Origin of the sequence: Halalkalibacter oceani (assembly GCF_023715605.1) — a bacterium.
In the GTDB taxonomy this organism is placed as follows: domain Bacteria; phylum Bacillota; class Bacilli; order Bacillales; family Bacillaceae_D; genus Halalkalibacter; species Halalkalibacter oceani.
On sequence record NZ_JAMBOL010000009.1, the window covers coordinates 67755 to 85205 of the forward strand.

14 protein-coding genes and 1 pseudogene are annotated in these 17451 nt (G+C 49.1%); 6 read left to right on the forward strand and 9 right to left on the reverse strand.

Features of this window, described 5'->3' with window-relative positions; all coding sequences use genetic code 11:
* Window positions 1–152: 152 nt before the first annotated feature.
* Complete coding sequence (locus tag M3202_RS11575) at window positions 153–692, reverse strand: GbsR/MarR family transcriptional regulator (RefSeq protein WP_251223485.1); 540 nt, start codon at window positions 690–692, stop codon at window positions 153–155.
* 270 nt (window positions 693–962) lie between these two features.
* Between M3202_RS11575 and M3202_RS11580 the strand changes: the two genes are divergently transcribed.
* The 3 genes from M3202_RS11580 (at window position 963) to M3202_RS11590 (ending at window position 4059) form a co-directional block, all read left to right on the forward strand.
* Window positions 963–2180 carry a quaternary amine ABC transporter ATP-binding protein gene (locus M3202_RS11580; RefSeq protein WP_251223486.1) on the forward strand — a complete coding sequence of 406 codons (1218 nt, stop codon included), beginning with the start codon at window positions 963–965 and terminating at the stop codon, window positions 2178–2180.
* A complete protein-coding gene (locus M3202_RS11585) occupies window positions 2149–2994 on the forward strand; it encodes an ABC transporter permease (protein ID WP_251223487.1) in 846 nt (281 codons plus the stop codon). The genes M3202_RS11580 and M3202_RS11585 overlap by 32 nt, the downstream gene beginning before the upstream one ends.
* Window positions 2995–3126: 132 nt before the next feature.
* Window positions 3127–4059, forward strand: a complete 933-nt coding sequence (locus M3202_RS11590; RefSeq protein ID WP_251223488.1) for a glycine betaine ABC transporter substrate-binding protein — start codon at window positions 3127–3129, stop codon at window positions 4057–4059.
* A 68-nt stretch (window positions 4060–4127) separates the two neighbouring features.
* Here M3202_RS11590 and M3202_RS11595 read toward each other — a convergent pair whose 3' ends face one another.
* The 4 genes from M3202_RS11595 to M3202_RS11610 form a co-directional block, all read right to left on the reverse strand.
* Complete coding sequence (locus M3202_RS11595) at window positions 4128–5504, reverse strand: MATE family efflux transporter (protein ID WP_251223489.1); 1377 nt, start codon at window positions 5502–5504, stop codon at window positions 4128–4130.
* Between the two features lie 184 nt (window positions 5505–5688).
* Entirely contained in the window at window positions 5689–6606 is a 918-nt protein-coding gene (locus M3202_RS11600; RefSeq protein ID WP_251223490.1) for a proline dehydrogenase family protein, read from the reverse strand.
* 21 nt (window positions 6607–6627) lie between these two features.
* A complete protein-coding gene (gene pruA / locus M3202_RS11605; RefSeq protein WP_251223491.1) occupies window positions 6628–8175 on the reverse strand; it encodes an L-glutamate gamma-semialdehyde dehydrogenase in 1548 nt (515 codons plus the stop codon).
* A gap of 35 nt (window positions 8176–8210) precedes the next feature.
* Window positions 8211–9401, reverse strand: coding sequence for an ornithine--oxo-acid transaminase (locus M3202_RS11610; protein ID WP_251223492.1), 1191 nt, complete (start codon window positions 9399–9401; stop codon window positions 8211–8213).
* Window positions 9402–9645: 244 nt separating this feature from the next.
* Here M3202_RS11610 and M3202_RS11615 point away from each other — a divergent pair.
* Window positions 9646–11047, forward strand: a pseudogene (locus tag M3202_RS11615) (sigma-54 interaction domain-containing protein).
* A gap of 110 nt (window positions 11048–11157) precedes the next feature.
* On the opposite strand, the gene M3202_RS11620 reads toward M3202_RS11615, so the two are convergent.
* The 4 genes from M3202_RS11620 to rocF all read right to left on the reverse strand — a co-directional run bounded on the left by M3202_RS11620 (window position 11158) and on the right by rocF (window position 14518).
* Complete coding sequence (locus M3202_RS11620) at window positions 11158–11667, reverse strand: GNAT family N-acetyltransferase (protein WP_251223493.1); 510 nt, start codon at window positions 11665–11667, stop codon at window positions 11158–11160.
* Window positions 11668–11709: 42 nt separating this feature from the next.
* Entirely contained in the window at window positions 11710–12378 is a 669-nt protein-coding gene (locus M3202_RS11625) for a hypothetical protein (protein ID WP_251223494.1), read from the reverse strand.
* Window positions 12379–12646: 268 nt separating this feature from the next.
* On the reverse strand, window positions 12647–13069 hold the full coding sequence (locus M3202_RS11630; protein ID WP_251223495.1) for a DUF2935 domain-containing protein: 423 nt from the start codon (window positions 13067–13069) through the stop codon (window positions 12647–12649).
* 549 nt (window positions 13070–13618) lie between these two features.
* Window positions 13619–14518, reverse strand: coding sequence for an arginase (rocF, locus tag M3202_RS11635; RefSeq protein ID WP_251223496.1), 900 nt, complete (start codon window positions 14516–14518; stop codon window positions 13619–13621).
* Between the two features lie 271 nt (window positions 14519–14789).
* On the opposite strand from rocF, the gene M3202_RS11640 reads away from it, so the two are divergent.
* Complete coding sequence (locus tag M3202_RS11640; RefSeq protein WP_251223497.1) at window positions 14790–15980, forward strand: M20 family metallopeptidase; 1191 nt, start codon at window positions 14790–14792, stop codon at window positions 15978–15980.
* Window position 15981: 1 nt separating this feature from the next.
* Window positions 15982–17409, forward strand: a complete 1428-nt coding sequence (locus M3202_RS11645) for a YfcC family protein (RefSeq protein WP_251223498.1) — start codon at window positions 15982–15984, stop codon at window positions 17407–17409.
* The last annotated feature ends 42 nt before the right edge of the window (window positions 17410–17451 follow it).

Genomic DNA, 17451 nt, shown 5'->3' on the forward strand with positions numbered 1-17451 from the left:
GCTTCGCACTCTAGGGCGGCCGTTCCGTTCTGCACTAACGAAGCAGGGAAGAAGTTCACTTCCCTGCTTCGTTTTAAACCATTGTGCAGACTCCACCTGCCGCTTCGGGGGTATGCCCAAAGGCAAAGACCAGCCTTTGGGCATACCCCCTTCTATTTTTTCGGGATGATTTTGAAGATTTCTTCGCTTTCGAATAAGGCAATGACTTCCTGGAGCCATTCATAATACCGTTGGGCGTGATCGAGCTTTGCGGTATCGGTTTCGATCGTTTTTTGCAATGTTTCGTCCTCGGTACCGCTTAGTTCCTCCAATGTGCTTCTTAATTTATTGACTGCCTTTAAATTGTTATCAACTGATGTTCGCCAGCGCTTCACAAAAACCGTGGAAAACGATTTGTACCAATCATTTTCAGTTTCATATAAATCCTTTCGAACCCCTTTTTGCCAGACTCGTTCAACCATGTTCGCTTCTAATAGCGCTCTTATTCCTGTGCTCATACTCGTTTTGCTCATTTTGAGCTCCTGGCTCATTTGATCAAGGGTCATTGGCGACTCGGCAAAAAGAACAGTTCCGTATAAGCGACCAACCGATTCAGAAATTCCGTATAAATAGATGTTTTTCGAAAGTTCATGAATAAACCGTTCTCTAGCTTCTTCCAGCCTCTGCCACTCATCCTCTTTGTTCTCTAACATCTGCTGTCTGGTTCCTTTCTTTGTTTTCTACATAGAGTTAGTTAAAAGTCTAACAAATGTGAGACCCGAATGGAAGTAGCCTTTTAGCGATGATGCTGGCGCATATCAAAGGAAATATAAGGATCAACCGCATATACTATGTACAGTTTAAACTGTACATAGTATATAAACGAAATAAACAGAATATACGGATTGCCCGAAAATAAATTAAGCCGTATAGTTAGATAGTCAGTCATATTGTTACAGGAATATTACAAAGAGGTGTATGTAGTGTCAAAAATTAAAGTAGAGAATTTGACAAAAATTTTTGGCAAAAAACCAAAGCGCGCTTTAGAACTTCTCGCTCAGAAAAAAAGCAAGGATGAGATTCTAAAAGAAACCGGGATGACTGTCGGAGTCAACCAGGCGAACTTTGACGTTCAAAGCGGTGAAATTTTTGTCATTATGGGACTGTCAGGCAGCGGAAAGTCGACACTCGTCCGTTTATTAAACCGGCTGATTGAGCCTTCGGCGGGAAGCGTCTGGTTTGATGGGGTAGATCTCGCCAAGATGGACGATAAAACATTACGAAATGTCCGCCGGCAAAAAATCGGCATGGTCTTTCAAAAATTCGGCTTATTTCCTTTCCGCTCAGTCGTGTCCAATGTTGAATACGGGCTTGAAGTCCAGGGAATCCCGAAGCAGCAGCGCCACGAGAAAGCGCTTGAGGCATTAAAACTAGTCGGACTCGAGGGCTACGAAGAGAAATATCCGAACGAGCTATCCGGCGGCATGCAGCAACGCGTCGGTCTCGCCCGCGCTCTGGCCAATGATCCCGACGTGCTGTTAATGGATGAAGCCTTTTCCGCACTGGACCCCCTCATCCGCAAGGATATGCAGGACGAACTGCTCGACCTTCAAGTCAAAATGCAAAAAACGATCATCTTTATTACCCATGATCTTGATGAAGCGTTGCGGATCGGCGATCGGATCATGATTATGAGAGACGGGGCGATCGTCCAGATCGGGACACCGGAGGACATCTTAACAAACCCGAAAAATCATTACGTCGAGAAATTTATAGAAGACGTTGACCGGGCCAAAGTGCTCACTGCTGAACATGTAATGATTAAACCCGAAGTGCTTTATCCGGAAAAAGAAGGGCCCCGTGTCGCCCTGCAACGGATGAAGGATCGCGGCTTATCAAGCATCTTCGTTACGAAGCGCAACAAAGAACTGCTCGGGATCATCCATGCCAGTCAAGTGTCTGAGCTAATTAAACAGCAGAAAAACAGCGTCGACAGCATCATTGTCGAAGATATTCCGCGCGTTCAGCTCGATACTCCGTTAAGTGAATTGCTTGATCAGTTAGCGGTAAGCTCTGTCCCCCTTGCCGTAGTGGACGAAGGAAAGCTGAAAGGAATTATTATTAGAGGCGCCGTGCTTGGTGCTCTTGCAGGAAGTGAGGTTGATTTTGATGAGTTCTATTCCACAACTTCCACTAGCTGATTGGATTGACGCGTTTGTTGAATGGCTGAAAAATGCCTCGGTTTTCTTCCAGTCGATCCGGACGACGATTGAAAGCATTGTTGATTTCCTCGTGCTCGTGCTGGAGCTGCCGTCCGCGTGGCTGTTGATCCTGATTATCGGGGTAATCACATTTTTCACGAGCAATCGCAAGGCAGGGTTAACGATTTTTTCGATTATCGGACTATTTCTTATTTATAACCTCGGTTATTGGGACGATATGATTCAAACTCTTTCCCTCGTCTTAACAAGCTCTCTGATTTCTGTCATTGTCGGAATCCCGCTCGGCATTTGGATGGCGAAAAGTGAAATTGTCGCCAGTCTGCTTAAGCCGATTCTCGATTTGATGCAAACGATGCCGGCCTTCGTCTATTTAATCCCTGCTGTCGCCTTCTTTGGGATTGGAATGGTACCTGGTGTTGTCGCTTCCGTTATTTTTGCGATGCCGCCAACTGTGCGGTTAACAAACCTCGGGATACGCCAGGTTTCGACTGAATTGGTAGAAGCCGCTGATGCATTCGGTTCAACCGGCTCCCAGCGTTTGTTCAAAGTTGAGCTGCCAATGGCAAAAGGAACGATCATGGCCGGAGTCAACCAAAGCATTATGCTCGCCCTTTCAATGGTCGTCATTGCCGCAATGATCGGGGCGAAGGGGCTCGGTCAGCAGGTTTATTATGCGGTCGGACAAAATAATGTCGGAAACGGCTTTGAAGCCGGACTGGCGATCGTCATACTCGCGATTATTTTAGACCGGATCACCCAAAGCTTTAACCGCGACAAGCGCAAAAGCGCGTAACGAGCGGAACGCCTGCCGCCATTCGACGGGCGGTAAGGCTTCTAACGTCTTTTTCAGACGGACGCCTTACCGCCCGTTGAAGCAAATAGCGGGAGATAGACTACATTTAAATAAAAAAGGAGAGGTTCATTTATGAAGAAAAACTGGAAACATATCAGCCTGGCAATCGGGGTCGCCTTTTCATTGACATTGGCGGGCTGCGGCTCCTCAAATGAGGATACGACGTCAGACGGAGCGGACGAAAACGGGCAAGACTCCGCTGAAGAAACCGCAGCAGTCGGGGAAGCTTTGAACTACACAATTACCGGAATTGATGCCGGCGCAGGCGTTATGGCTGCAGCTCAAAATGCAATAGAAGAATACGAGCTTGATGAGTACGAATTGCAGGCAAGCTCGGATGCCGCGATGACAAGCGCTCTGAATGAAGCGATCAGCAACGAAGAAGCGATCGTTGTCACAGGCTGGAATCCGCATTGGAAATTTTCTAAGTATGACTTAAAATATTTAGACGATCCAAAGGGTGTGTTCGGTGATGCCGAAAACATTCATACAATGGCACGGCTTGGTTTAGAGGAAGATATGCCGGAAGCTTATCAAGTGCTCGACAACTTCCATTGGACAGAAGACGACATGGGTGAAATCATGGTCGCGATTAACGAAGGACAGGATCCGGAAGAAGCAGCCGCCGAGTGGGTCGAAAACAATCCGGATAAAGTAGCAGAATGGACCGACGGAGTTGATTCTGTTGACGGTGAAACCATTGTCCTTGCTCTCGTAGCCTGGGATTCTGAAATTGCCTCCACGAACATGATCGCAAAAGTATTGGAGGGAATCGGCTATAACGTAGAAATCAGCCCGATGGAAGGCGGTTATATGTGGGCTGCCATCGCCAATGGCGAAGCGGACGCGATGGTTGCCGCCTGGCTGCCGGCGACACACGGCGCTTACTTTGAAGATTACCAGGACGATGTCATCGATCTTGGAACCAACCTGGAAGGCGCGAAAATCGGACTCGTTGTCCCTGCCTACATGGACATTGATTCCATCGAAGATTTAAAAGAATAATCTGCTAACACAGAAGAGCCTGAAGCAGAGGTGTTGTTCACCTTTTGTTTCAGGCTCTCTTTTTTGGTTTACTCCATATACTCCCCCGCATCGGCCTGCTTCTCTACCCGTCGCTGTACGACTCTCAGCCGCAGGAAAAAGCCAAGCGCAGCGCACGTTAAGCCTAATGTGATCCCGATCCAGAAGCCAAACGGCCCGAGCGCTGTCGCGGAGGCTAATAGATAGCCGGACGGAATGCCGATAAGCCAGTAGGAAATGAAGGCCGTCACAAAGGGTAGCTTCACATCCTTATAGCCGCGCAGCACCCCTTGAAGACCAGATTGAGCCGCATCAGAAATTTGATAAAAAATCGCAAAAATAAAAAACTGACTCGCCATGAGAACAACTTCCCGCTCAGTTGTATAAAGATAGGCAATCGGCTCACGCAAAAAGTAAAGAAACAACGCGCTGATGCCCAGTATGCCAATGCCGCTCAATACCCCGAGCTTGCCATACTGTTTGGCAGCCTGCAAATTACCAGCGCCTACCGAGAAGCCGACGACAATCGTCAGCGCCATTGAAATGCTTAGCGGAATCATGAAAATCAACGACGTAAAGTTAAAAGCGATTTGATGTGCCGCCACCGTCACCGTCGCGAACATCCGCCCCATCATCAAGGTCACGACTGAAAAGATGCTCGCTTCAAAAAAGATCGACAGCCCCATCGGCACCCCAATCCGCAGCTGTTCTTTCCAGGCACGCAGCGAGGGCTTCACCCATTGCTGAAACAAGCGGTACTGTCTCAGCACCCTGATCCGGAATGTCATCGTGACACTAATCACAAACATGATCCAATAGGTAATCGCTGTGGCGTATCCCGCGCCGATTCCACCAAGTGCCGGCAGGCCGAAATGACCAAAAATCAAACCGTAATTCAGCACTGCATTACAGGGCAGGGCCAGCACGGTAATAACCATTGTAATGCGCGTATAGCCTTGCGCATCGAAAAAATAACGCAGCACATTCGTGCAAAACAGCGGAATAATCCCGAGCGCCAATCCGGCTAAATAATGATAGGAAATGTAGGCGACATTCGGTTCAAGCTTCATAAACGCAAGCACCGGCTCGAGAACCAGCCTACCTGCGCCGGCGACGGCAATCGCCAGCATAAGCGCGACATAAAGAGCTTGACGGACAGAATTGGCAATCCGGTGGCGCTCGTTGCTGCCAATCAATTGGGCGACAATCGGCGTTACCGCAAGCAAAATTCCATTCATCCCGGTAAAAATCGGCATCCACAGACTGGCACCAATCGCCACCCCGGCCAAATCAACTGTTCCGACACGCCCGGCCATCATCGTGTCGATTAGCTTCATCGCGAAAAAGCTTACTTGTGTAACAACAATCGGCCATAAGATTGTCAAAAACAGGCCGATTTTTTCTCTCCATGTCTCCGCATGGTACATATTCTCTCCCACCTTATATGCTCTATCTTTCTATTCTTCTCTAGTATTCACAACAATAACTGGAAACGCAACCCCGTGAAAAGCGGTGTCTGTGCCACGATCCAAAAAGCCCGGAACAAAAGGTCACTTCCGACCATTTGTCCCGGGCCGCGGCCGCCATTGCTGAATACCGCCCAACAACATTTTATTTTTTAAAAAGCCCTCTTAAGGCAAAGGCGACATTTTGCGGCCGCTCAGCTAACCGTCGCATAAAGTAGCCATACCAGTCTTCCCCATATGGAACATAGACGCGCATCCGGTAGCCCTGAGCGGCAATTTCCCTTTGCAGGCCGGGACGGAAGCCGTACAGCATTTGAAATTCGTATTGCGATCTCGGAATGCGCTGCTCGCGGCAATAGTCCTTTACCTTTTTAATCATCCGATGATCATGACTCGCAATCGCCGTGTAGCTGCCACTATCGAGATGCTGCTTAATGATCCGGAAAAAGTTGTCATCGATCTCGCTTTTCTGCTGATACGCAACCGACTTCGGCTCTTTGTAGGCTCCTTTGACGAGACGGAGCGGCACGCCTTCGAGCTTCCGCAGATCATCAGCGGCGCAATGTAAATAAGCCTGAATCGCCGTTCCGACATTTTCATGCGAGTCCCGCAGCCGGGCAAGAATTTCCAACGTCGCTTCCCGGCGCGAATAATCCTCCATATCAATTTGGACAAAATTCCGCTTTGCCTCGGCGGCACGGACGATCCGCTTCATATGATGCAGGCAGAGCTCCTGGTCAATGTCTAAGCCGAGCTGGGTCAATTTCACGGAAAGCTGACTATCGACGCCGGCGTCATCCAGCGCCTCGAGCGTTTGAATGCACACCTCCGCCGCAGCGCGCGCCTCCTCCTTTGTCGATACGAATTCGCCCAAGTGATCGACCGTACAGACGAGTCCCTGTTCATTCAGTGTTCGCACCGTTTGGACGACACTTTCAATCGTAGTGCCGGCCACGACTTGCGAGGCACCGAGCCGCAGGCCCCATCTCCGCGCACCTTTCGTCAGGAGCTTGTTTTTTGATAACGCGATAAAGAAGTGCCTTGATAGTTTGTCGACGACCATCCGCATCCCCTCCCCGCCTGTTTAATACATTTCGGAAATGGTTTTCGCCTGCATGTGAAGAATGAGATAGTCAGGGCCGCCCGCTTTTGAATCCGTTCCCGACATCTTAAAGCCGCCGAACGGATGATAGCCGACAATCGCCCCGGTGCAATTACGGTTAAAGTAAAGATTGCCGACGTGAAAGTCACGCTTCGCCTGCTCAATCCGCTCGCGATTTGTCGTGATCACCGCGCCTGTTAAGCCGTATTCTGTGTTGTTGGCAATGTCCAGCGCCTCCTCGAAGTCACGCGCTTTGCTGAAGGCAAGCACAGGGCCAAAGATTTCCTCCTGCATAATGCGCGCTTTTGGGTCGGCATCAGCGAACACCGTCGGCTCGATAAAAAAGCCGTCCGCATTATCACCGCTTCCTCCGGCGACAAGACGGGCTTCCTGCTTGCCAATTTCAATATATTCCATAATTTTCGTATATGCCGCCTGATCGATCACCGGTCCCATATAGACGTCGGCCGTAGTTGGCTCTCCGACGGACAGCGCCTTCGTCAATGCGACGACACGCTCAAGAACTTCATCATAAACCGCCTGATCGACAACAGCGCGCGACCCGGCCGAGCATTTCTGACCGGAGAAGCCGAAGGCCGAGGTGACGATCGCCTGCGCCGCCAGCTCTAAATCAGCTTCCTTATCGACAACGACTGTATCCTTGCCGCCCATCTCGACAATCACCCGCTTTAAATGCTGCTGCCCCGGCTGAACAGCGGCGGCGCGTTCATAAAGCCGGACCCCTACATCACGTGAGCCGGTAAACGTAATCAGAGTCGTTTTCGGGTGGTCAACAAGATAGTCGCCGATTTCACTGCCGCTGCCGGGCACGAAGTTCACGACGCCCGGAGGCAGGCCGGCCTCTTCCAGCACTTCGACAAACTTATAGGCGACGACCGGAGTCGCGCTCGCCGGCTTCAACAGGACGGTGTTTCCTGTTACGAGCGGCGCTACCGTTGTCCCGGCCATGATCGCAAAAGCGAAATTCCACGGAGAAATCGTCAGGCAGACCCCCGTTGGTGTATAGAGATAACGGTTATGCTCCCCGGCCCGGCTATTTACCGGCTTCCCGTCCTTTAAGGCAATCATTTGTCGCCCGTAATATTCCATGAAATCAATCGCCTCCGCAGTATCGGCATCGGCTTCCTTCCACGGCTTTCCGGCCTCTTTTACAAGCCAGGCGGAAAATTCATGCTTCCGTCGTCTTACGATCGCCGCCGCCCGGATCAATAGATTGGCCCGCTCTTCCGGGCTGACCTTTCTCCAGCTTTGAAAGGCGGCATCTGCTGCCTCCATCGCCTGTTCTGCTTGCTCCTTGCCTGCTTTGGCGACGACCCCGATCACCTCGGACTTATTCGCCGGATTGCACGATGTGATCGTCTCCGCTGTCATTAGCCGTTTCCCTCCAATCACAAGCGGGTAGTCGGCACCAAGCTGCGCTTCGACCTTTTGTAAGGCAGCGGCAAAGGCGCTGCGGTTTTCCTCAATCGCAAAATCCGTAAATGGTTCATGGCTGTATGCTTGTAGCATGATCATCTCTCCTTTTCATTGTCATACGCATCCGGTTATGCAGAAAGCACCTTTTTAATCCGGGTCATCGCCCAATCAAGCTCTTCCCTCGTAATAATTAGCGGCGGCGCGAAACGAATCACATTGTCATGCGTTTCCTTGCAGAGAATGCCCTCTTCCATCAAACGCTCACAATACGGGCGGGCTGCCCGATCAAGCTCGACGCCGATGAACAGCCCCCGTCCGCGAACCTCCTTAATGAAAGGCTGCTTCAGCTCTTTTAATTGCTGCTGCAAATAGTCCCCCTGTTCAAGAGAGCGCTGGACGAGCTGCTCTGTCTCCATCACATCAAGCGCGGCAACAGCAACAGCGCAGGCCAGCGGATTGCCGCCGAAGGTCGAGCCGTGTGAGCCCGGCTCAAACACCTCTAAAATCGCGCGGTCAGCAGCAACAACTGATATCGGAAAGACCCCGCCGCCGAGCGCCTTGCCGAGAATATACATATCGGGGACGACGTTCTCCCAGTCAGAGGCGAACATTTTCCCGCTGCGGCCAAGCCCTGATTGAATTTCATCAGCGATAAACAGCACATTTTCCTGCCGGCACAAGGCAGCTGCCTCCTTTAGAAAACCGGCCGGTGGCATCCGGATCCCCGCTTCCCCCTGAATCGGTTCAAGTAGAAATGCGGCGGTATGAGCGGTAATCGCCTGCTTTAATGCGTCCAAATCGCCGTAAGGGATCACTTTAATCCCCGGCAGCAGCGGTCCAAAGCCGCGCTGGTAGTCCTCATGAGAGGAAAGCGAGACCGCCGCCATCGTCCGGCCGTGGAAATTGTCTTCACAGACGATGATTTCCGCGCAGTTATCCGGCACTCCTTTCTTGTCATACGCCCAGCGTCGCGCCGCTTTAATCGCTGTCTCGACGGCCTCCGCTCCGGTATTCATCGGCAGCAGCATATTTTTCTTTGTCAGCCGCGAAACCTTTTCATAGAAAGGGGCAAGCTGGTCATGGTGAAAGGCGCGTGACGTCAACGTCACCTTCTCCGCCTGGCGCTTCAAGGCGCCAATAATCGCCGGATGGCAGTGGCCCTGATTGACAGCCGAATAGGCACTCAACATATCTAGGTAGCGGTTTCCTTCCGGATCTTTCACCCAAACCCCCTTCGCTTCTGAAATGACAATCGGCAGCGGATGGTAGTTCCGCGCCCCAAGCTGTTCTGTTCGCTGAATAATCTCTGGTGTTCTCACCCAATCTCCTCCTTTTTCAATCCCACATCATTTATTTGCAAGTCTTATGCCAAACGTTTCTTCAGCATCTCTCACCTCATTCAGTGATAAGTGCCAATTTTTTTGTCGCAAACAATAATTTTTTTGCCTTATCGAAAAATTTTTTGTCTATTTTCTTCTTACTTCCTATTTGCAGCGAAAAGGATATTTGCTATTTTCACATTTTCTTTTTAGACTGGAGGAAAGCAGCAGGAGGGCTTTAAAAATGGATTCTTTAAAAATAGATGATTACTTGAAGCAAATTATGATATATGAGCAGCTGATCAATGAGATTGATGTCGGCATCCACGTCATTAACGAAGCCGGCAAAACGATTATTTATAATGAAAAAATGATGGAGATTGAGTCGCTTTCCAAGGAGGAGGTGTTGGAAAAGGATTTTCTCGATGTCTTTCTGTTCGAGGAAGGCCAGCGAAGCACATTACTTGATGCCCTTCATTCAAAAAAGGAAATTCGCAACGTCAAGCAAACGTATTTCACAAACAAGGGGAAAGAAATTAATACGATCAACCATACATTTCCCGTCTACCGCAACGGTGCTGTGATGGGCGCCGTTGAAATCGCCAAAGACGTGACGAAGCTCGAGCAATTAATCCGCCAGCAGCAAGCCGAAAAAAGTCGCGGAACCCGCTTTACGTTTGACAGCCTGATCGGCAAAAGCCCGGTCATGACGGAGGTCATCGAGAATGCCAAACGGGCGACGCGCACGCTTTCGTCCGTCTTAATCGTCGGCGAGACGGGCACCGGCAAGGAGCTGTTCGCCCAGAGCATTCACAATGGCAGCGACCGCCAGCAGGCTCCTTTTATTTCACAAAATTGTGCGGCAATGCCCGAGACGTTAATAGAAGGACTGCTTTTCGGCACGAAAAAAGGCGCCTTTACCGGGGCGGCCGAACGGCCGGGCCTGTTTGAACAAGCCGAGGGTGGAACATTGCTTCTTGATGAAATTAACTCGCTCAGCCCACTCCTGCAGGCAAAGCTGCTGCGGGCGATTCAGGAGAAATCCATTCGCCGGATCGGCGATACCGTCGATCGAAAGGTCAATGTCCGGATTTTGTCGACGATCAATGAAGACCCTGTTGAAGCGATAGCGGCCAACCGGTTGCGCAAGGATTTATGTCGTTTCTTTGTTTATACCGCCATTACGCGAGCGCCGAGAGGACATTCTGCTGCTGGCTGACCATTTTATTCATAAATACAATGTCATCTTTCAAATGGAGGTCAAAGGATTGGACGAGGACGTTGCCGAACTGTTTCTCCAGTACGACTGGCCAGGGAATGTCCGTGAGCTGGAGCATGTCATTGAAGGCGCGATGAATTTACTCATCGGCGAAGAACAGATCAGCTGGATTCACCTCCCGTATCACTTCCGGCACCGGACCCAGCTCACTCCACCGAATCACCCCCTCCCCGCCCTTCAGGAGGAACACGCTTATCAGGCGCGTCCTCTGAAAGATTACTTGGCTGAGGCCGAAAAGCTCTATATTCAGAAGGCGCTTGAGCGCCATCACGGACACATCACGAACACAGCGCAGGAGCTGGGGCTAAGCCGCCAAACGCTGCAATACCGGATGAAACGGCTGAATGTAGCGGGGAAGAAAGGATAAATAACGAGATGATAAAGAGCCTGAGCAAAAGGTCGGGTTCCCTTCTGTCTCAGGCTTGATAGTTGCGCAGACTTTGTGTTGCCGCGGCCATACCTGACGTTTCAAAAGCCTTACACCGTCCACTTATAATAGATAAACTTTACGCTTTTCCCATTTATGTTAAATTCCTGATTACTTGTCGAGATGTACTCAAATCCGTTTTTCTCGAGCACCCTTTGGGAAGCGATGTTATCAGTCGTCGTCTTCGCGGAAATTTGTGTAATGGATTGCCTGTCAATTATGCTTAGTAACAGCTGGACGGCTCGACTAGCAATTCCTTTTCCTGTATACGCTTCTCCCACCCGATAGCCGATAAAGCCCAATTGACGAGATAAATCGATATCTACTATGTTCATCCGGCCAATAATTAAACCGTTTTTGTCCTTTATTAAATAATAGATAGCCTGTCCTTTTCTTTGCTCTTCCAATAATGCGTTGTGCCTTATTTGATAGGTGTCGAAATGATAGTAATCCTCCCCACGGTCCGGTACCATTTTTTCAAAATACGCTCTGTTTTCAAGCTCAAATTCATATAATTTCTTTGCGTCATCCTGCTTCAATATTTCCAGTATGATGTCCATTTTCCTCTCCACTCTATTTGATTTCCAAAGGGAAAAACCGTATTATTCTAATTCCTGAATGATCTGTTTAAACTCATCAACCGCCATCCCTTTAACGGAGCGGCTTTTTTCCGGATCAAAAGCGTTAAGGCTTACAGAAGATTCTTCAGGAGAAAAGGGATTCTCAACCGAATGAACTTGTTCATTTACCACTGCAAATTTCCCATGATATTCACCGGTTATGGAATAAACATTTTTCTGAGAAGGATGCGGATCGAGAAACAAAATATATCTTTCCTTGCTTTCCATTAGTGGATTGTCACGTAGAACATACACTTCTCCACTGCCTTCATCTTCTTCCATGATTCCAACCTGATTAACCTGGATTTCTTTCGTGGAAAGCTCTCCTTTTAAAACGTCTAGCACTCTTGCATTGTAATAAGTAGTATCTTCAGACTCCACTTCTTTTTCAACACCTGTAATCTCCACTTCCGCTATCACGTTAGTATCAGCATAAAGCTCTGTTAATGAATCATAATACTTTTGCAAACTCATTTGACTCACTCTGACTGTTTCTACTGAATCAGGAAGGTCGTCGGGAATGAAATCTAGCTTTCCAACCTTTTCTCCAGAGCCTTCCATCAATTCCTCCGTTGATTGTTGACTTTCAGCCTGTGTACCACAACCAGTCAATAGAAGACCTAATGCTACTAAGAGATATAGACGGTTCATTCTGTTCCTCCTTTTAAAAATTAATATGTAAGGCCACTTTTGCAGCTTTTGATAAGACTTTCATGGTCAAATCTCCTCAATATGTTTTATTTTATAACCATTTCCTGTATGGGGATAAAAATCTGGTAAATAAACATACTTTTTAGCAATAATTACATATTCCATAAGGCTGAGTTGCTTTAATTTCCATGAGAAAGCCGCATTGCTCCACTGAACAATGCGGCTTTTTGAATTTAGGTTGGCTCCTGGTACAACTGGGATAACGCTCTTATTGATAAAGGATCGTTTGCGCCACACCAATAAAATACTCGGATTCTACAATAATATGGTTTAACACAACTTTCGCTGTCGGATTGGCACTGACGGGTCGACTTTCTTCCATAATTGTCCGGCAGAGATTAATAAATTCATTGCTTTGCTCTAAGCAAAAGGCCGTAAGCTGCATAATATCCTGGTAGAGTGCCTGAGAAACTTGTCCTTTTGAACGGTTGACCGTTTCGATATATCTTATGACACGGTGATGCGTTTCCGCAAAGGCACCCTCCCATTCCTTTAAGGCGTTTACATATTCCTGTTCGAGATTTCCTACAAGCTCCCTAATGACAACCGTATGCTCTTCCTCCTGATGCTTCCAAAACTCCGCCTCATCAAGAACACGCAGCGGCATTTGATTTCCGTAATAAAATTGCATATAACGAACCCCCGTCCTCGTTAATCTCTCGATACTAACACTATTCAAAGGACGTGGAAATAGAACAGTTTATGAGGAAAATCTGACGGCAAAGCCGAATCGGAACGCAGTCAAAATGGCAATGGCTTCGTTCGCTACACGTCCGTTGTGAAAAATCCACTCACACCAGACTTTAAAAGATCGTGGCGGTTACTTCGGATTCTTCCTAGCAGCGACTCCGCCCGGCGCGCGGCCAGAAGGAAAGAAAACCACTTTCCTTCTGACCTTTAAAATATTGCGCCGGCTCCACACGCTGTTCGGAACGCAGTCAAAAAGATTCCAAGGCTGGGCAATGGCTTCACTCGCCACACGTCCGTTGTGAAAAATCCACTCACACCGGACTTTAAAAGATCGTGGCGGTTACTTCGGATTCTTCCTAGCAGCGACTCCGCCCGGCGCGCGGTCAGAAGGAAAGAAAACCACTTTCCTTCTGCCTTTAAAACATTGCGCCGGCTCCACACGCTGTTCGGAACGCAGTCAAAAGGAAAAGCACTTTTGACTGCGTTCCTCCTACAATAGTTTTTTGCCTAGTAGGGAGGTGATGAGGGCGACGGCTACGTCGGCTGTGTGGTTTTTGACATCGAGGATCGGGTTTACTTCGACGAATTCGGCTGAGGTGATCAGCTCTGCTTCGGCCAGCATTTCCAAAGCAAGATGGCTTTCGCGGTAGGTCAGTCCTCCAAGTACAGGGGTCCCGACACCCGGCGCTTCCTGCGGGTCAAGCCCGTCGAGGTCGAGACTGAGATGAACACCGTCTGTTTTTTCCGCCAGGTAGGTAATCGTATCTTCCATTACCCGCTGCATGCCGAGACGGTCGACCTCGTGCATCGTAAAGACTTTTATCCCCAGCCTTTTAATCATTTCACGCTCTCCTTCATCAATATCGCGCGCGCCGATAATGACGACGTTCTCCGGCTTCAGCTTTGGCGCATAGCCGCCAATCGTTGTCAGCTTCGGGTGGCCGACGCCTAAATTGACGGCGAGCGGCATCCCGTGAATGTTGCCGGATGGCGACGTTTCAGCTGTATTCATATCAGGATGAGCATCGTACCAAATGACACCGAGGTTTTTATAGCGCTTACTAATCCCGGCGATCGAGCCGATGCTCATGCTGTGGTCTCCTCCGAGAATGAGCGGAAAACTGTCTTTCTCTTGAATCGCCGTTACCTGCTGCTGCAATTTCTCACTTGCTTCAATGACTTCCTTTATATTTCTTAGTTCCTGCGTATCATCGGAACCCGGTCGGTCAATCGCGATATCGCCATAGTCGCGAACGTTAAAACCGAGTTTCTCCAGTTCCTCAATCAATCCAGCATATCTCATCGCACTTGGCCCCATGTCGACCCCGCGCCTCTTCTGTCCCAAATCCATCGGCATCCCAATCACCGATATCGTTTGCTCTTTTTTCATAGTTGCTTCCCCCTTCGTTCTCTTCACCTTTTATAATGCAATTACCGTGCCAACAATTACTCTCTCTGCTCCGTCCAACCATTTCCATTCTCAGATTGAATCGTTTCTCTATTTGTTATTTATCATATATACTATCGTCCGTTGAAAGGAACAACTTTTTCATGATATAACCTGACATCAAAAAGTTTTATACCAGGCATAAAGATTTTTATTTTTCATTTATTTCATCATTCAATATACTGAAAATTATCATAATTCAGGAGGGACAACGATGAACCTGCATCCGCAAAAAATAGTAATTAAGGAAACAATCGAAGCAACGAAACAAAAATGGATTGATTTATCCTTAAAAATTCATGCTCATCCGGAGCTCAGTTTTGAAGAGTTTCAGGCGAGCCAATGGCTGACCGAACCGCTTGAAGAGGCGGGCTTCACGGTTAAGCGTCAGCTGCTGCCCGAGCTTCCGACTTCCTTCCATGCTGAGTGGACGGGAACAAAAAGCGGGCCGACGATTGTCCTTTTAGCAGAGTATGACGCCCTCGCTGAGCTCGGTCATGCGTGTGGCCATAACATCATCGGTACATCAGCTGTCTGCGCTGCTGTTTCGCTTAAACAGGCGCTGGGCGATATTGCCGGAAAATTGATCGTACTCGGCACTCCGGCTGAAGAAGAAGGTGGCGGGAAAATTTTGCTGGCGGAAAACGGCTGGTTTGACGATGCCGATGCCGCGTTAATGTGCCATCCCCGCGATAAGACAATGATTTTCCGCGGCAGTCTGGCCTGCGTCGATGTTGATATTACGTTTAAAGGGAAGTCTGCTCATGCCGCCGCCAATCCCGATCAAGGAATCAGCGCGCTCGACGCGATGCTGCACAGCTTCGCTGCGATCAAACAGCTGTTGCCTGCCTTGCATAAATCAGCAAACGTCCACGGAATCATTCGCAAAGGCGGAGACGCGACCAATATTATCCCCGATCATTGCGAAGCGAGCTTCCTCTTACGGGCGAAAACACGGGAAGAGCTCGCCCTCGTTAAAAAACGCGTTTATCAAGCGATTACCAGCTCAACCGAAGCCATCGGAGCAACTTGCACGATGGAGGAAGGCCTTACCTATGCAGAACGGATCAACAACCGCGTGCTCAGCCATCTATTTAAGGACAATTTAGAGGCCATCGGCGTTGAAGTCGATGCTTCCGATATTCAATCAGGCATCGGCTCATCGGATATCGGGAATGTCAGCCAGCTCGTGCCGACGATTCATCCTTATATAAAAATTGGCGAGGCGATTACGCACACGCCGGCTTTTACGGAGGCAACAAAGTCAGAAGAAGGCATGCAGGGCTTGCTGCAAGCCGCAACGGCGCTCGCCTTAACAGCCTATGACGTATTTGAGCAGCCGGAATTGGCCAAGCAGGCCAAAGAAGAGCTGGCCGCGACTTTATCCACTAAAGGAGGAATCTAATATGTCCGAACCGAAGCAACCCGGGGCAGGAAGCGGATTGCGAAAGCTTCTCGTGATGCCCCACACGTATGTCTTGCTCGTTATCATCATTTTACTCGCCGCCCTGCTCACTTATGTGATCCCGGCAGGTGAGTTTGAGCGGGCCGAGGACGTCAATTCAGGGCGGACGGTCGTCGTACCAGGGAGCTATGAAGAAACCGAGGCTTCCCCATTTAATCCGCTCCTGTTCCCTGTTTCAATTGTTGAAGGCTTTAATGATTCAAGTGATATTATTTTCTTTATTTTAATTATTGGCGGTACATTCCAGATCATTATGTCGACAGGAGCGATTGACGCAGTCACCGGCCGGACGACCAGGCTGTTTTCGAAACGCTCGGCCTTTGTCATTCCCGCTTTTTTAGCGTTGTTTTCTGTCGGCGGCTTTACAATGGGAATGAGCACGGAATCAATGGTATTCGTGCCGATCGGGATTCTCATCGCCCGGTCGCTCGGTTACGATGCGATCACCGGAACGGCAATGGTCATTTTAGGGAGCAACATCGGCTTTACCGCGGGGCTGCTCAACCCATTCAGCGTCGGTGTCGCCCAGTCGATTGCCGAAGTTCCACTTTTTTCGGGGATGTGGCTGCGCGCCATTATTCTGATCCTGCTGCTGATCATTACGTCGCTTTACATCATTCGTTACGCAAATAAAGTGAAGCAGGATCAACGCAACAGTCTCGTCTATGAGCTGGAAACAGAACAAAATCAAGCTGACATCGAAGGAGTCGCCGTCGATTCAACGATTACAGGAAAACATATGATGGCGATCTCCGTCTTTCTGATTGGAATTATCGTTTTGCTTTGGGGTGTTTCCGTTCATGAATGGTATATTCTTGAGATTTCCTCGCTCTTCTTAGCGATGGGGATTGTGGCAGGACTTGTCTCCGGCTACGGACCAAGCCGAATATCGAAGGAATTTGTAAAAGGAGCAAAAAGTATCGTGATGGGCGCTTTAATGATCGGTCTGGCCAGAGCAGTTATCGTCGTTCTGGAAGATGGCGCCATTATTGATACAATCGTTTTCTATGCTTCCACTGTCGTCGATACAATGCCAAGCTCCTTGCAAGTACTCGGAATGTATCTCTTCCAAGTATTCGTTAATTTATTTATTACATCAGGCTCCGGTCAGGCGGCGATTACGATGCCAATCATGACGCCGCTCGGCGACCTGCTCGGCGTCACGCGCCAAACCGGGGTGCTCGCGTTTCAGCTCGGTGACGGCTTCACTAATTTGATCAATCCGACCTCCTCCACGTTAATGGGAGCACTCGCCGTCTCAGGAATCGCCTTTCAAAAATGGTTCCGCTTCGCCTGGCCGCTTATCGTTATCTGGATCGTGTTCGGCGGCATCATGGTCGTCATTGCCAACTTGATTCATTACCAGTAAGCCCGCGCACCGGTTTTAAAAGGAGAAGTGACGCCCACTGCT

Coding starts and splice junctions, on each gene's coding strand:
- M3202_RS11620 (WP_251223493.1), bottom strand. CDS start 11,667: ATGGACATCATACTGGAAATATTGAAGCAGGATGACGCAAAGAAATTA.
- M3202_RS11600 (WP_251223490.1), bottom strand. CDS start 6,606: ATGGTCGTCGACAAACTATCAAGGCACTTCTTTATCGCGTTATCAAAA.
- M3202_RS11640 (WP_251223497.1), top strand. CDS start 14,790: ATGAACCTGCATCCGCAAAAAATAGTAATTAAGGAAACAATCGAAGCA.
- rocF (WP_251223496.1), bottom strand. CDS start 14,518: ATGAAAAAAGAGCAAACGATATCGGTGATTGGGATGCCGATGGATTTG.
- M3202_RS11575 (WP_251223485.1), bottom strand. CDS start 692: ATGTTAGAGAACAAAGAGGATGAGTGGCAGAGGCTGGAAGAAGCTAGA.
- M3202_RS11630 (WP_251223495.1), bottom strand. CDS start 13,069: ATGCAATTTTATTACGGAAATCAAATGCCGCTGCGTGTTCTTGATGAG.
- M3202_RS11595 (WP_251223489.1), bottom strand. CDS start 5,504: ATGTACCATGCGGAGACATGGAGAGAAAAAATCGGCCTGTTTTTGACA.
- M3202_RS11645 (WP_251223498.1), top strand. CDS start 15,982: ATGTCCGAACCGAAGCAACCCGGGGCAGGAAGCGGATTGCGAAAGCTT.
- M3202_RS11590 (WP_251223488.1), top strand. CDS start 3,127: ATGAAGAAAAACTGGAAACATATCAGCCTGGCAATCGGGGTCGCCTTT.
- M3202_RS11585 (WP_251223487.1), top strand. CDS start 2,149: ATGAGTTCTATTCCACAACTTCCACTAGCTGATTGGATTGACGCGTTT.
- pruA (WP_251223491.1), bottom strand. CDS start 8,175: ATGCTACAAGCATACAGCCATGAACCATTTACGGATTTTGCGATTGAG.
- M3202_RS11625 (WP_251223494.1), bottom strand. CDS start 12,378: ATGAACCGTCTATATCTCTTAGTAGCATTAGGTCTTCTATTGACTGGT.